The organism is Acinetobacter sp. YH12219 (genome assembly GCF_013417875.1).
In the GTDB taxonomy this organism is placed as follows: domain Bacteria; phylum Pseudomonadota; class Gammaproteobacteria; order Pseudomonadales; family Moraxellaceae; genus Acinetobacter; species Acinetobacter amyesii.
In genome coordinates this window covers 64,505-80,206 of sequence record NZ_VPDC01000010.1, presented here as the reverse complement: position 1 = coordinate 80,206, position 15,702 = coordinate 64,505, and the positions used below count along the sequence as shown (strand labels likewise).

Genomic DNA, 15,702 nt, shown 5'->3' with positions numbered 1-15,702 from the left:
TGTGAATAATTTGACGGTAATGAGCGAGTTTTGTCGGTGAGGTGCATTGCACCGCAAGATGGTTTCCTTGCGAAGCTTTGCTTCTCATTTTGCCGAATGAGAAACAATGTTTCGTAAGAGTACCTCCAGCCGAAGGCTAATCCTTTTATTCAATCCCTAGATATAAGACACCGTCGAATAGAATTAAAAATCATTTTAAAAATGCAAAACTACTTTTAAGTGTGTAACATCTGTTATTTAATGGATGATCTATTCAACGCATTATTGGTCAATGAACTAAATAGCTTTGTATCCACTGTGCGCTAAACCACCAACCACTACATGCCGCCATACCACAGAGTAAATTGGCCAAAATTTTATTCATTCGGCTGAGGTCTGATGCATATATTTTGAGATTGATCTGATATGCAATCACGGCATATACCAGTCCAATCGCACCACCAATGATGATCAAGATCAAAGGCCATGCTGAATAGGCATGTGCCTGTGCTGGATATTTTGTAGAGCGGATGGTTTCTGTAGTCATGCTGTATATCCTATTCATAACGCGATTACCTGTTTTAGTTAGCAATTTCTGCGCCATTTTTCTTGGATATACAGCTTTATTTCAAGGTTAATGCATGTTGAATTTCTAGCTTTGACTACAGCATTTATCGCAACCGACAACTTTTTCTGTTGGCCAGCTCATTCGTGCACGCTTATAAGCGAGTTCGAAATTGGCAAAATAACCAATCAATATTTGCTGGTCAAATTGCGGCATGTCTACACATCCTTGCGAACCATTGTGAATTAAATGCGAGCCATTCGTTAAGGCATTTTCATCGACTATAAATTTAATCATCTACCATTCCCCTCATTATTTTTTATAAAATTCAAAGATTAATAAATCCATATAAAAATTATGTGATTTATAATCACATAATAAAATTATGCCTTTATTGTTCAAAAATCAATCGAATTTTAAAGATTTTTTTAGGCGTCTCTTGGATGACTTAAACGCATAATGATGTGCTCTTTTAGGACGGATAGGTGCGATTGCTCGATTGCATTTTTTGCGCTTAAGCCGAGTGCTTGGAATGTTGAATAAAGGTATTTTTCACCCGAACTGGCATTAACAAATACGGCGTCCAAATCAGACAACCTATATTACTCGTCGCTAATTGTATGAAGGTCTGTGTATCAAATGTACTTCTTATAATTTTTATAATCTTTAGCAAACGCTGAAAAACTCAGTTTCGGATTTTTATTTCTATATTTATTAAACAAAACGCAGATCACTCACACAAAAAGATGGATTCATTTTAGAGTGACATCTTGACTGGTTTATAAAGGGGTATCGACCTGTACAGTTCGTTTTTGGCGAATGCGGCGAAACAACCAGATCACGATTGCAATTACTAAGATCACCACAAAAAATGGAACTAAAAAGGCCAATACTGACAAGACAGCCGCGCCAATCCATTCCCCTGTAGATAAGATCGGATTTGCAACGCCACCGGTGGTTGCGGTAGATACACCACGCGCAGCGACGGTACTCATTTGGACTGCTGTTGCTGTACCACCACCGACGATAATTGCTGCCGCCCAACTGGCAAACTGTGACATTTCACCTGAGCTTACTGCCATTGTGGCGATGGTCCCTGCAATCATGGCTGCAGGTGTTGAAATGGTGTCGAGGGCATTATCTACCCAAGGAATATAGTACGCGGCGATTTCACAGACAGTCGCAATTGCTAAGCCAATACAAACTGCAGGCATAGACAACCATTCGAATCCTTTCATTGGTTCGAATAGTCCTAAAATGGAAGCAACACTCATCACCAATAAAGGTACAAAGACACGGAAGCCACAGGCAGCACTTAAGCCAATACCAATACACAGTCCTAATATTGTTTCCATGGGCTTCTCCGAATGGTCAAACGTACAATTTGTTTTTATATATGCTGTGTTATACGTTAGCAAAAAGCCCTATCGAGTGATAGGGCTTTTCTTTCTAAACAGCGGATAACTGTTAGTGTTTTGCAGCTTAGGCATTCTTATTGTTAAATTGATTGCCTTGGCATTTGGTACACGGTGGTAAACGATCAGTACCAATTTCTAAGTAGACGCGGTGTCCGCATTGAACACAAAAATAGAAGCCTGTTCCGGGTTTTTGACCAGCAGTAACCATTTTTGTTCTCCATGTGTTTTTAGAAATGGTAGATTCAGTATAACCCTCTTGTGATGAATGTCTATTGGTCATTTCGACAATTGATAATGGCATTTAGGCAAAGCATAATTTCGAATGGAAATTTTGGTGTTTTTTGATTTCCAACCTCCACAAAATTAAATAAATACTATAATTCAATATCTTATTTATAATTAATCACATCTAGATTCTTATCTTCATCTATTTTGATGCCTCGCTCCATCAATTTTTTATATGCTGCATGATGAACGACATCGCGCTTACTAACTTTAGCTTCTAATAATCTGACTAATGTCGCGTCACTGACATATGGATGATTTACGACCTCAATGCGAACTGCCCCCCAAATTTGTCGTTTGCAAAGCGGTCGGATATTTCAGCGTCTGCATCAGGGTTCATAGCAGTGTAGCTTTATTGTATTGAATGAGATTTATCGTTTTATTAGCAAAGTGTAGGGATTGAGCGAAGAAGGACTATATTGAAACTGGATAAATAGAATACAACTTCTCTTTTATTTCTTGCTCTGTTATCTCCTTACGTTCATATACAATTTTCTTTTCTGCTGAATCTCTAGCTAATACACGTGGAACTAACCTTTCTGTATCTTCTGTATAAAGAATCGTGAATGTTTTATCTTGTATTGTTCTTGTTTTATGAAGTACTCCAGCTTTCATATTATAGGACTGACCATTTTCATATACTTGTACATTTTTTTCTAAGATTTTTATAGACTCTGTCGTCTTTTTTAAAATAGAACAGTTTTTCTCGTAAAAAGTTGAATACAAATGATAAACCTGCCCTTTTTCATCAATTTCATATTCAATATTCTCAATTGATCCGGATAAAATCCAACTTTTAAAGTCAAAAATATGATCGTGTATCATTAACTCTGGTGATTGTAGTTCATTACTATTAGATAAATCCCAGTAATGCAATCTAATTTTACGCGAGTGTTCCTCGAATAATGTACAAGCATAAAAACCTAAAGGATGTCGTTTAAAAGGCTTTTTTAATTTTTCCCTTAGCTTAAGAATATGAATTAATGATAATTCTTTGTTATCTAGTAGTTCTAAAAATTCATTAATAGTATTAGCAATCATCAATAAGGATCCTTAGGATCATTGATTTTTAACAAAATGCTTTGAATACTTTCTGGTGACAGCATTGAAAAATCAAAGAAACCTGTATGTGACAAAGTTTCTCTTAACTTACTTTCATCCACATTCTCATTGAAAACTAAGTCAGGAAAATGACCTAAACTCTTAGATTGTCTCTCTGTTAAACGAACATCATCTTTGTAAGAATCATAAAAATATGTTCCAGCATCAGCCTTTAAAGCGGAAGCCTCTTTATCTTCTTTAGTAACAATAACGTATGAATCTGATATGTCCAATCTGAAAGCTGAAAAATGATCTACAAAATACACATTAATACGCAGTAAAGGCTGTAAATATGTATATTTAAGAACTACTACTACAGTAGCTATAATTTCCTCTTGTACAGTTTTTTTAGTCCAAGGATTTAAAGCATTAGCAGATTTTAAACTTTTTCTATAAATTGCATATTCATTACATAGCTTTTCATTGCTTGGATTTAATAAACAAATTGTTATATCTCTACCAAAACTTGAGTTTCTCGCAGCTTCTGCTAGCTTAGGAATTGTAGTTGCTCTTGTATAACGCCCACAAGTACCTTTATAAATCCAGCATTTTGTAGATGCTAATACAGACTTAAGAGTAGGATTTATTTCTTTAGCTTCTATTACCTCCATCTTAGCTCTAAAGGCATTTTTAGGTGTTAACCAAAAAATAAAACTACCAATAAAAACTGTGATGATAAGTGTCACAATAAAATTATCAAAGAACGATGTGAAAAATGTAGACCAAGAAACTGACGACCCAGCTAAATATGGGATAACAAATAATCTTACAATGATAGAGAATAAAAGAATTACCCCAATCAAAATATAAAATGTCTTTCTATAGTGTCCCTTTTGCAGAATGTTATCCATTTTAAAATTTTATTAATAAAAATATGATTTTATCATAAGAATAATACTGATTTGCTAGCTTGTTATATACAAACAAGCTAGCAAATAAGGAAATTAAATACTTCCCTCCAAGAAATCCTGTGCAAAGCGTTGTAACACACCACCCGCTTCATACACATGCACTTCTTCTTCGGTATCCAAACGGCAAGTCACAGGCACTTTAATGATTTCATTTTTGCCGTCTGCTGTTGAACGCTCAACCACCAAAGTCAGGTCAGAACGCGGTGCAATATTGCCAATCACGCTATACAACTCAGTACCGTCTAGCTTCAAGGTTTTACGGTCAGTCCCTGCTTTAAACTCAAGCGGCAACACGCCCATACCCACCAAGTTGGTACGGTGAATGCGCTCAAAACCTTCCGCTACAATCACTTCTACACCTGCAAGACGCACACCTTTGGCAGCCCAGTCACGGCTCGAACCCTGACCGTAATCTTTACCTGCAATGATGATCAGCGGCTGCTTACGGTTCATATAAGTTTCAATTGCTTCCCACATACGCATCACTTCGCCTTCTGGCTCTACACGCGCTTTTGAACCTTGCTTGATGGTACCGTCAGAACGCACCACCATTTCATTGAACAATTTCGGGTTCGCAAATGTTGCACGCTGTGCCGTCAAATGGTCGCCACGGTGAGTTGCGTATGAGTTAAAGTCTTCTTCAGGCACGCCCATTTTATGTAAGTACTCACCTGCAGCCGAATCCATCATGATCGCATTTGAAGGCGATAAATGGTCTGTGGTGATATTGTCAGGCAAGATCGCAAGCGGACGCATATTTGACAAGGTACGCGGTGCAGCCAAAGCCCCTTCCCAATACGGCGGACGGCGGATATAAGTACTTTGCGGACGCCAGTCGTATAACGGGCTTGCCGCTTTTTCACGCTCACCCAAGTCAAACATTGGGATATACACTTTCTTAAACTGTTCAGGTTTAACCGCTTCTTTTACCAGTGCATCAATTTCAGCATCAGACGGCCAAATGTCTTTTAAGTAAATTGGATTACCGTCTTTGTCATTACCCAGTGAATCGGTTTCGATATCAAAACGAATCGTCCCTGCAATGGCATACGCCACAACGAGTGGAGGCGAAGCCAAGAACGCTTGTTTTGCGTATGGATGGATACGACCATCGAAGTTACGGTTACCTGAAAGTACCGCAGTTGCGTACAAATCACGATCAATAATTTCTTGTTGAATCGCTGGGTCTAATGCACCAGACATACCGTTACAAGTAGTACATGCATAAGCGACAATACCAAAACCAAGTTTTTCTAAGTCTTTCAGTACGCCTGCTTCTTCCAAATACAATGCAGCCGCTTTAGAACCTGGTGCAAATGATGATTTCACCCAAGGCTTACGCACTAAACCTAACTCATTGGCTTTACGTGCCAACAAACCTGCTGCTACAGTATTACGCGGGTTTGAGGTATTAGTACAAGAGGTAATGGCAGCAATAATCACCGCGCCATCTGGCATTAAACCTTCTGCTTCTTGCGCACGTGCTGCTTCTAAGTTTCCTGCAATGCCTTTGGCTTTTAAGTCAGCCGTCGATACACGCGCATGCGGGTTCGATGGACCTGCAATATTACGAGTGACTTGTGATAAATCAAAACGTAGTACACGCGGGTATTCTGCCGCTGTCATATCCGACGCCCAAAGACCAATTTCTTTGGCATAAGTTTCAACCAATTTCACTTGATCCGCTTCACGGCCTGTCAAAGTCAGGTAATCAATGGTGTTTTGGTCGATGTAGAACATCGCAGCCGTTGCGCCATATTCAGGGGTCATATTCGAGATCGTTGCACGGTCACCTACAGACATGCTGTCTGCACCTTCACCAAAGAATTCTAAATAAGCACCGACGACACGTTCTTTACGCAAGAATTCTGTAAGCGCTAACACGATATCAGTTGCCGTAATGCCTGCTTGACGCTGGCCCACCAGTTCTACACCAATGATGTCGGGTAGACGCATCCAAGATGCACGGCCGAGCATGACATTTTCAGCTTCGAGTCCTCCGACACCAACAGAAATCACACCCAATGCATCAGTATGCGGTGTATGTGAGTCTGTACCCACACAGGTATCAGGGAATGCTAAACCATCACGGTTTTGAATCACTGGAGACATTTTCTCCAAGTTGATTTGGTGCATGATGCCGTTGCCCGCAGGGATCACATCAACATTTTCAAATGCTGTTTTGGTCCATTCAATGAAATGGAAACGGTCTTCGTTACGACGGTCTTCAATCGCGCGGTTTTTCTCAAATGCATCAGGATCAAAACCACCAAACTCTACAGCAAGAGAATGGTCAACAATCAGCTGCGTTGGAACAACAGGATTGACTTTTGACGGGTCGCCGCCTTGGTCTGCAATCGCATCACGTAAACCTGCAAGGTCAACCAATGCGGTTTGGCCTAAGATGTCATGGCACACCACACGTGCAGGGTACCAAGGGAAATCGTGGTCTTGTTTACGGTTAATCAGTTCTTTTAAAGACTGTTCTAAGATTGCAGGGTCGCATTTACGAACCAACTGCTCTGCAAGGACTTTAGATGTATATGGGAGTTTTGCGTATGCGCCTGGCTGAATATCTTCTACGGCTTGGCGTACATCGAAGTATTCTAGCTGGGTGCCTTGCAGCGGTTTACGGTAGTTGTTGTTCATAGCGTTCCTGCCCTCGGTCTTTCATTTTTTTGCGTTGTCTTTTTCATAGACAATTCATCTTTGTTCGATAGGCATACTACACTGCCGAAAACCCATTTCCCAAATCTCATATATTTCATATAGTTAAATATAAAAATAGGGGTTTTTGAAATATTTAGTTACACTAACTTTGGAATATTCGCTCTAAATATGAATTTTTTTGAAAAATAGCTGCAAATCCGCCTCATTCTTTAGTCTAAGGTAAATTGCACTGCATAATATTTAATCTAAATATCAACCAAATTGATTAAAAATCAGTCTTATCAATTTTAGTATTTAATAATCAAGGCATTAAATTACTTCATTAGCTCATTGCGCCTCAAAGCCACAATGTGAATCAAAACACAGTTTTATTATTTATTTTATCTTAATTCTCAATTTATCCCTATTTGCAGGGATAGCGTCGAATCCCCCCTCTCTCAGATAATAAAAGCACGACATACAAGAACAGTAATTCGCTGTACTCGCCAAAATAATCACAATATTTACAAAATCTTAGCTAAATAAATCAGCGATTACTGTTCTACCGTCATTATGCTTTGGGGAAAGATCATGACAAAATTTAAAACCATCATTGGGGCTGGCTGCCTCTTAAGCTGTCTTAGCTTCATTGCCTGTGGCGACAACGACCAATCGACAACGGATTCGACGATTCAAGAAGAGGAAGTAGACTCACCGACTGTCGTCTCGAATCCACCACGTTTGAAAGCCAATGCACAAGGTGAGCATGAACTGCTGATTGCCTATAAACGCCAAGCCTTATACGACCCTGAAACGGGTGAGAATGATCTATTACAAGTCAGAGGCTATCTGACTAAACCTGAACTCTGGAACTCAAAAAATACCGATGGCAGTGTTTCTGATGTACTGGTTGGCCCACAAATTCGTGCGAAACAAGGTGACAATTTAAAAATCCATCTGGTCAATCATCTCCCTGTTGAATCGACAGAGACCTGCCCAAGTCCAGTGACCAATATTAACCAAGGGAACTGTTTTAACACCACAAATTTACATACACATGGTCTTTGGGTTAGCCCGCAAGGAAATAGTGACAACGTATTTTTGAGCTTAAAACCTCAGCAAGATTTTCATTACGAATTTAAGATCGAACCGAATCATCCTGCGGGAACATTTTGGTATCACTCTCATGTGCATGGTTCAACCGCGATTCAGGTCTCAAGCGGCATGGCTGGCCCTTTGATTATTGAGGGAGAGCGAAAACCCGTCATTCGACAGGGGCAAATTCAGCAGACTGGAGATTTGGACATCTTATGGAAAAATCAAAAAACCCAGCAGTATGACCATGAAAAAATCATGCTGTTCCAGCAGATTCAATACAATGAAGATTGCGACAGCAATTTAAGCCAAGTGAATGGTACACCCTGCATCTATAGCTTAGAAGATTATTCAAAACTCGATATACCCACCTCATGGGCGGATGAAAATCGTTTTACCAGTATCAATGGCAAAATGTTTGGTGAAATTAAGGTAGATCAAAACCAATACCACCGCTGGCGCATGATTCACGGCGGTATCCGTGACACCATTGGTTTGACCATCAAAGAACTACCTGATTCTGCGCTCTTTACCGCAGAGCAAACCCTGAGTGAATGTCAAAAATATCAAAGTAAGTCGATGTCTTCACAGTTTAAAACGCTGAAAACATTACCGTTGTATACCCTTGCACAAGACGGCTTGACCATGGGAAAAATCCAAAAGCAAGGGATTGAAATTTTTCAGCCGGGTTATCGCTTTGATGCCATGCTCTCTTTCCCGACCACCAATAAATACTGTGTATACGATGCCAAGCTGAATCTGGAAGATGAAATTAATGCGCCTGAATCAAGTCCATTACTTCGTCGCGCACCAGAAGAAAAACTCAATACACAGCTCCTCGGTTGGGTCAATGTGCAAGCAACTCAACTACCGCAGCAAACGCCATTTAACTTCTTAAAAATTCAGGCCACCCAACTAAAACTGGCACCAGAAGTGATTGCACAGCTCGAACAGGGTGATTTATCAGCCTTTATCTCTCATGCGAGTTTAATGACTGCTGAAGTCGATGAAATGCTCAAAACGATGGCGAAGCAAATCACCAACTTTGACATTCTGTTCAATGCAGATGGCAGCTTTAAATTTGGTATTCGTCATGCCGAAGAAGGTACCTTGATCAGCTTTGGCGATGCCTACCACGATGAAGACCATACCCACCATAGCTATGTCCGCAAGCTTCCAATCGGGCAAACCCAAGAGTGGGAGTTGAGCAGTAATGTTGCAAGTCATCCCTTCCATATTCATGTCAATCCATTCCAAGTCGTGAAAATATTGAATGAAAATGGTGTCGATGTCAGTGCCATCGGCAGCTCAGATAAAGATGGTGCAGGAAATATTGACTCGCAATATCATGGAATGAAAGGCGTTTGGAAAGATACGCTCTTCGTCAAACAGGGCTATAAAATCTTTGTGCGCAGCAAGTACGAAAAATTTGAAGGCGACTTCGTGCTGCACTGCCATATTTTAGACCATGAAGATCAAGGTATGATGGAAACCGTGCGTATTTGTGGCGACCAATATGATTGTAATAGTGAACCGCCTTCACATCATTCCACTATAGATATGACTGCAAGCGATATGCCGACACACAGTCACTAAGACCGATCTATGCTGTACAAAAGCCCATATCAATATGGGCTTTTTGTTTGCCTAACACTGCGGCTTGCTGCAAAATAACATGATTAATGATATCTAAAATTTATACTGAGGCTGGTCATGACAACGTCTATGGCATTCACATCTTTTTCTCTCAACGGTGTCGATGCACAAAAATTTCTACAAGGGCAAGTGACTTTGCATGTTAAACGCCTTGAAGAAAATGCAACACGTTATACTGCAATCTGCGACCTCAAAGGCCGTATTCACTTTGGTTTATGGCTCACCAAACACAGTGCTGAAAGTTTTTCTATTGTCACTACGGCAGATCAAGCCGAAGAATTTGCCAAACATATTAAAAAATTTGGTGCATTTTCTAAAATGAAACTTGAAGAAACTGGTGCAGTTTTTCCGAGTTTAGTCGATGATAAAACGACATTTGCTTCGGAACCGACGGATGTTGCAGCTTGGGAAATTCAAGCGATTCAAGCGGGTCAGGCCTATATTGACCAAGCGATTGAACATGTGTTCCAACCGCAAGAGTTACGTCTACATCAGCGTGAAGGCGTCCACTATGACAAAGGTTGTTATTTGGGTCAGGAAGTGATTGCACGTTTATGGTTTAAAGCAAAACCAAAAGCTTGGTTGCATGCAATTTCAGGCACAGGAACTGCGCCTGCACAAGGCGAACAGCTGAATAAAGGCGTACAAGTGGTCAATAGCGCGGCTGTAGAAAATGGTTATGTAGCTTTAGTTGTGGCACGTCCAGAAGCTTTAGAAGAGTTAGATGTGACAGTTTTAGCCTTGCCTGAAGCATTGAATGGTGATGTGGCACGTCCTGCTTAAGTCTATAAATTTTAGAATGTTGTGGTACATTAGCCTCTAAGTTTAGGGGCTTTTTTATGACTGAAAAATTATAGAAATATAAAGATTAAATTTTTTTTATAGGAAAATAATGTCAGCTAAAATGACAGTTATTTACTATTTTAATTCAATAACTTAAACCAATAAAATTAAAAAAAATGTCAGTAAAAATGTCATCTATATTGTTTTATATGTATGGATAATACAATTTCCCTTCTAATTCATTCAAAAATCCAGCTTTCACAATTCCTTCTATATCTCGATAGTAAGTTCGTTCTGTTTTGCCTTTAAATAATATCTGAACAATAGGTCGTTTATAAAGTTCAGTAGGTGAAACAATAATTGCTTCAGCCATATAAATTTCAATCAATTGAATTTGTCTTTCAGATAACCTTTTGTTTTTACGAGCATCATTCAATGCATTTTTATAAAGAAGAAAACGAATAAGGTCATCTCCTTGATCATGTAAGTTTTCAATGGTTTTAAACATACCTTCTATCATAAATCTGACAAAACCTTGATGAGCATCATCTTGTTTTTTATCGGCTAACTTGCGACATTGATTAAAAAGTGCAAAATATTGGTGAATATTTTCCTGATAGTATTTCCATACAGCAGAAGAACTAAAATGATAACCTGATTGTTCCAAAATCAGCATTTCAATCAATCGCCCTGTACGCCCATTACCATCCCAAAATGGATGAATTAATTCAAAATAATAGTGTGCAAGACTTGCTCGAATCAACACAGCTTGTTGCATAATGACAGGGGCATTTAACCATTCAAGCCAAGCTAACATCAGATATTCAATATCTGCTAAGCATTTCGGTGGACGATATGTCCCTCCATGTTCTGCATCACCTACGATCGTTTTTTGTGTAGGTTGATTATTTCTGAATTGAGCAGGTGGATTATTTTTTTCATCAACATCTTGAGAAACAAGGCGATGCAATGTCAATACATCATCCAAACTTATATTTTTTCCCAAATTAGGAGTAAGTGTTGTGTGTTTATGTTGATTAATCCAATCTATCGCCTGCTTTAGGTTGGTTAATCTTTTTTCTGCTGTATTTTGGATTTGAGCTGGATCAATTTTTAAAATTTGCGCTGTTTCTTCTTGGCTGAACTCACCACCTTCTATAGTATTCGTACTGTAAATACTACTTGCAAGAATTTTTTCTTGCATCTGGTCGATAATTTGAGGAAGTCCTGGCATTTTATTAAAGCGCTTTTGTGCATCATTTACTCGGTCAATTGCCCCTTGTAAACGTTCGTAGTCTAAACTCAGACTAAATGTGAATGAACCAGATTTATAGGTCATCACACGTAGTGTAGTTTCATTCAACCACTCTTTGCTTTGCTCAGGCATTTTTTTCCTTAAATTTTGTCAGCAAAAATGTCAGTTATTTTCCAATATATCTCAAAGTATTACAGCATTTCAATATATTTATATGTCAGTAAAAATGTCAGAATATTTAAAGTGATCAACCCTCTCTTTATTTTATACTTAGACTTTTTTTATTGGATTTTCACAAAATCAGAAAATATCTCTCCACCTCACAAAATAAACCACCCCACCCCGATCATCCGAAAAATAAAAGGAATTTGCATCAATTCGGTAAATATCCGCAGGTCGCCCATGCACCGTTTTACCGACTAAAAAACCATCCATAAAGGTTTCAAGTTTTTGTCCTTTACGCATCATTGCAATTTGATAGCCATGACCAATCGCCTCGTCGGTAGAGCCATGCAAGGCCACTAAAAATGCATTTTTAATGGTGGCATCAGTATGAGGGTCATCAAAATAATCAAAACCTAATGCAGAGGAATGCGAAGGGAAATAAGCATAGGGCGATGGAACATTTTTACAGCCTGATGCACGTTTAAATTTAGCATCCGCCAAGACTTTGCCCTGCCATGAATAACATGCGGGCCAGCCATAATCGGTATCATGCTTTAACGCATAAAAAGTTTCATCTGGCTTTTTATTTCCCAAATGATCAGAACCTTGATTAGTTGCAAATAGAAATCTACCGATCCATTTTAGACCAACTGCATTACGCAAACCTGTCGCATAAATCCGTTGCTCTGAACCATTAGGATTCATCTCGATGACGGATGCTCGCACTTTTTCTTTTTCTACACAGGCGTTACAACTCGAGCCAACCGACACATAAATCTTTCCATTTCCACCGACTGCAATCGTCCGCGTCAGATGCCAACCGCCGTATTTATAACTCAAACCATAATCAGGAAATGTCGCTAAAACTTCAGCCTTACTCGAAGGCTGAGTTTCACCTCTGTTGAATTTTTGCCGTGTCAGTTGGTGCGTTTCCGCCAAATAGAGCCAATCCTGTCCTTGAGCATCGGTATAAAACTGAACTGAATTTGGATTTCTCAAACCGGTCAGATAAGGAATGATTTTGCCAAATTTACCTGTGTCAGCATTCCAATCATCCAATATATATACAGTACCTTTTTTATTATCTGTTAGATCATACATATCCGAGACAAATATTCTCCGATCAGGTGCTTGCGCAAAAAAACGAACACGTTTGAGACCTTCGGCAGCAGGAATAATTTCATACTGCGCAGGCAAATTTAATGAAAACTGCTTGCCATTTTTTAAATGGATTGGATGCGGAACAAGCTTGGGTTGTTGAGCCCAACTGGTCATTGAACAGACGAAACCAAGGATCAAGATGGCGCTTATTTTTATCATATTTAAATACATCTCAATGAATCATGTATATCTGTATTCATCATAGATGCTTTGTATCTATTTTATTCAATTTATATTTTTAGAAAATATTATACTTTTGAAAATTAAGGTTTTTTAAATCACATACGCTGGTGCAGTACACAACAAACAAAAATAAGGAGGAACTTTATTCCCCCTCACGTTTTCGTTTTTAAATCATGATTTTAATCAAAATCCATGAAATAACTTATTCATATCTTTGCATACATATTCTTTAAAATGATAGGTGCGCGCATGTTTAGCATCAAATTTAGCTTCCAAATCGCCTTTTTTGAAAATATAAACACGATCCTCTTTACTGACTAAAAACTCTGCACCCAGTTTCATCAAAAGCGCATCAATTTTATCTTCATCTGCAATCGATTCATCTGCATTAATTTTATCGTAATTGCGTTTAATGCCTTTAATAAACATCGCGCTGCCTCAGAGAAAATAACAATGCGCGATTAAATCAGAGTCCTGCTTTTTTGCAAAGGCTTTTGATGCAATAAAGTCATGGCATTTAAAGTGCTAACGGCAATCAACATTATTTTATAAAAACGCTTTAAATCACAATTCCTCACTTTACATTTACGTAAATCTACCTATGATGTAAAAACCGACAAAAATAACCACCAAAACACATAAACGGAATTATGTGCATGATTTACAAAAGGTTTTAAGATGAAAAAAATCCTACTTGCAAGCATTTTGGCAATGAGCACTCAATTCGCTTTTGCTGAAACTAAAACAGATGCCGTCGATCCTGAATTTGCTAAAGTGGAAGCCATGGTCAAGGCCAAAGATATGAATGGCGCCTACCAAACACTGAGCAAACTTGCAGCAAAAGGTAATGCTCAGGCTATTTATAATTTGGGCTATCTTACTCAAACAGGTCAAGGCGTAGCGAAGGATGAGAAAAAAGCCATCCAACTCTATGAACAGGCTGCAGCCAAAGGTTACCCTGTTGCTAACTATGTTTTAGGTAAAAATTATGCAACGGGCACACTGGGCTTAAAACAAGATACCAATAAGGCCAAACAATATTTAGAACGCGCATCTTCGGCTCGTTTTGATGATGCCTCCATCGACTATGCCATTTTACTTTTTGCAGAAAATAAACCTGAGTCAGATAAATTGGCACTCAGCAAACTTGATCCGCTGATTAAAAAAGGCAACTACCCTGCGATTCATGCCAAAGCGCTTTATGACATCAGTGCCGGCTTTAAAGCTAAAAATGAAAAGCCTATTCAACAAGGTCTAAATAGCATTCAAGAGTTAGCGAAAAAAGGTTATGTCCCTGCATTGATGGCGGTGGGCAATATGTTTGTAAATGGCAATATCATCCCGCAGAATTTGCCTGAAGCTAAAAAAATATTTAGTGCATTAGCCAAAGAAAATATTCCGCAAGCCAAAGAATCTTTGGCAACCGTGGATAAAATGATTGCTGAACAAGCCAAAGCACCTAAAGCCAATGCGAAAAAGAGTTAATTAAGCATAAAAAAAAGCCCTGCACATGCAGGGCTTTTTCATGGGGTTAAGAAAATCTTGAGCTGATCAAAATCACGCCCACCACAGACTGATTAATACACCTGTTACGACAAAGCCCAAGATGGTACTCATCAACAAAGGCGTTAAGGTCTTTTCATTTAAGCCATAAACTTGTCCTAGCATGGCAAAAATCGTCGGCATCGGTAATGCGGCAATAATCGTCCCTGCATATAACATCTCTTGGCTGACATCAGTCAAATAGCGTAAGCCCAAATAAGTCAGTAAAGGCATCACCAAGTTGCTTGAAATCACCAAATAGAAGCTCTGAGCATTCACATACTTTAAGCTCATACCGACAATCCCACCACCAATTGCAAACAGCGCCAATGGTGAAGCCGTTTGACCGAACATCGCCAGTACATCATTGATTTGATGAGGTAAACGAATTTGGAAAATTGCAAACCCAATCCCTAGCATTACCCCTGCAAAGAGTGGATTTTTTAACAGGGTTAATAAGGTATTTTTGATGATGTCGCCAATATTGGCTTTTTGCTGTGAACTTCCTAATTGCGCAAGGACCAGCACCGTTGGAATCAGCAGCACACTTTCAATAATGACGATCAGTGAGGTATAGGTCATCGCATTTTGACCGACCAATAAGCTTAGGACTGCAGTGCCAATTAAGCCTGTATTTGACATGCCAGCGCCTAATGACAGTACCGCAGTTTGCGACATATTATTTTTAAAATGTGTCGACAATAGCCAATAGGCCATGCCATACAATAAAAATGTGACTCCGGTATAAACAAAGAAATAGCCGGGATACCAAATTTGATGCAAATCTTTAGAAGCTAATGACTGAAAAAACAAAGCCGGCAGTGCAATCTTAATCACAAATGCGCCAATGGTTCCAACTTGTTCTTTGCTCAATAAACTGCATTTTACAGACAGATATCCCAAGGCCAAAAGAAAAAAGATTGGACCAATCACCTCAAAGACCATACGAAATAT

15 protein-coding genes are annotated in these 15,702 nt (G+C 39.1%); 3 read left to right on the top strand and 12 right to left on the bottom strand.

Translation table 11 applies throughout. The features are described 5' to 3' along the window. Positions 1-268 precede the first annotated feature (268 nt). From FTV04_RS07860 to acnD, 8 genes are all read right to left on the bottom strand, one after another. Positions 269-526 (bottom strand): hypothetical protein, encoded by a 258-nt coding sequence (locus FTV04_RS07860; RefSeq protein WP_180055554.1) that lies wholly within the window; start codon positions 524-526, stop codon positions 269-271. Between the two features lie 105 nt (positions 527-631). Beyond that, positions 632-841 (bottom strand): hypothetical protein, encoded by a 210-nt coding sequence (locus FTV04_RS07855; protein ID WP_180004724.1) that lies wholly within the window; start codon positions 839-841, stop codon positions 632-634. Between the two features lie 217 nt (positions 842-1,058). Next, positions 1,059-1,217, bottom strand: a complete 159-nt coding sequence (locus tag FTV04_RS16995; RefSeq protein ID WP_180089190.1) for a DUF2569 family protein — start codon at positions 1,215-1,217, stop codon at positions 1,059-1,061. A gap of 106 nt (positions 1,218-1,323) precedes the next feature. Then, positions 1,324-1,899, bottom strand: a complete 576-nt coding sequence (locus FTV04_RS07845) for a DUF4126 domain-containing protein (protein ID WP_180089189.1) — start codon at positions 1,897-1,899, stop codon at positions 1,324-1,326. A gap of 127 nt (positions 1,900-2,026) precedes the next feature. Then, the gene (locus FTV04_RS07840) at positions 2,027-2,242 is read right to left on the bottom strand and encodes a hypothetical protein (RefSeq protein WP_111884814.1); all 216 of its coding nucleotides are present in this window, start codon (positions 2,240-2,242) and stop codon (positions 2,027-2,029) included. A gap of 419 nt (positions 2,243-2,661) precedes the next feature. Beyond that, on the bottom strand, positions 2,662-3,288 hold the full coding sequence (locus FTV04_RS07835) for a hypothetical protein (RefSeq protein WP_180089188.1): 627 nt from the start codon (positions 3,286-3,288) through the stop codon (positions 2,662-2,664). Then, the gene (locus FTV04_RS07830; protein WP_180089187.1) at positions 3,288-4,199 is read right to left on the bottom strand and encodes a hypothetical protein; all 912 of its coding nucleotides are present in this window, start codon (positions 4,197-4,199) and stop codon (positions 3,288-3,290) included. Before FTV04_RS07830 ends, FTV04_RS07835 begins: the two co-directional genes overlap by 1 nt. Positions 4,200-4,292: 93 nt before the next feature. After that, complete coding sequence (acnD, locus tag FTV04_RS07825; protein ID WP_180089186.1) at positions 4,293-6,908, bottom strand: Fe/S-dependent 2-methylisocitrate dehydratase AcnD; 2,616 nt, start codon at positions 6,906-6,908, stop codon at positions 4,293-4,295. Positions 6,909-7,499: 591 nt separating this feature from the next. Here acnD and FTV04_RS07820 point away from each other — a divergent pair. Together FTV04_RS07820 and FTV04_RS07815 are read left to right on the top strand one after the other, a co-directional pair. Beyond that, a complete protein-coding gene (locus FTV04_RS07820; RefSeq protein WP_180089185.1) occupies positions 7,500-9,599 on the top strand; it encodes a multicopper oxidase family protein in 2,100 nt (699 codons plus the stop codon). A 117-nt stretch (positions 9,600-9,716) separates the two neighbouring features. Then, positions 9,717-10,442, top strand: coding sequence for a folate-binding protein YgfZ (locus FTV04_RS07815; protein WP_257220985.1), 726 nt, complete (start codon positions 9,717-9,719; stop codon positions 10,440-10,442). Positions 10,443-10,647: 205 nt separating this feature from the next. Here FTV04_RS07815 and FTV04_RS07810 read toward each other — a convergent pair whose 3' ends face one another. From FTV04_RS07810 to FTV04_RS07800, 3 genes are all read right to left on the bottom strand, one after another. Next, positions 10,648-11,829 (bottom strand): Fic family protein, encoded by a 1,182-nt coding sequence (locus FTV04_RS07810; RefSeq protein ID WP_180089184.1) that lies wholly within the window; start codon positions 11,827-11,829, stop codon positions 10,648-10,650. Positions 11,830-11,997: 168 nt separating this feature from the next. After that, on the bottom strand, positions 11,998-13,182 hold the full coding sequence (locus FTV04_RS07805; protein ID WP_180089183.1) for a sorbosone dehydrogenase family protein: 1,185 nt from the start codon (positions 13,180-13,182) through the stop codon (positions 11,998-12,000). Positions 13,183-13,389: 207 nt separating this feature from the next. Continuing rightward, the gene (locus FTV04_RS07800; protein ID WP_180055561.1) at positions 13,390-13,635 is read right to left on the bottom strand and encodes a hypothetical protein; all 246 of its coding nucleotides are present in this window, start codon (positions 13,633-13,635) and stop codon (positions 13,390-13,392) included. Between the two features lie 249 nt (positions 13,636-13,884). Here FTV04_RS07800 and FTV04_RS07795 point away from each other — a divergent pair, with 249 nt between their 5' ends. Further along, the gene (locus FTV04_RS07795; protein WP_180089182.1) at positions 13,885-14,691 is read left to right on the top strand and encodes a tetratricopeptide repeat protein; all 807 of its coding nucleotides are present in this window, start codon (positions 13,885-13,887) and stop codon (positions 14,689-14,691) included. Positions 14,692-14,763: 72 nt separating this feature from the next. On the opposite strand, the gene FTV04_RS07790 is transcribed toward FTV04_RS07795, so the two are convergent. After that, positions 14,764-15,693, bottom strand: a complete 930-nt coding sequence (locus FTV04_RS07790) for an AEC family transporter (RefSeq protein WP_180089181.1) — start codon at positions 15,691-15,693, stop codon at positions 14,764-14,766. Positions 15,694-15,702 lie beyond the last annotated feature (9 nt).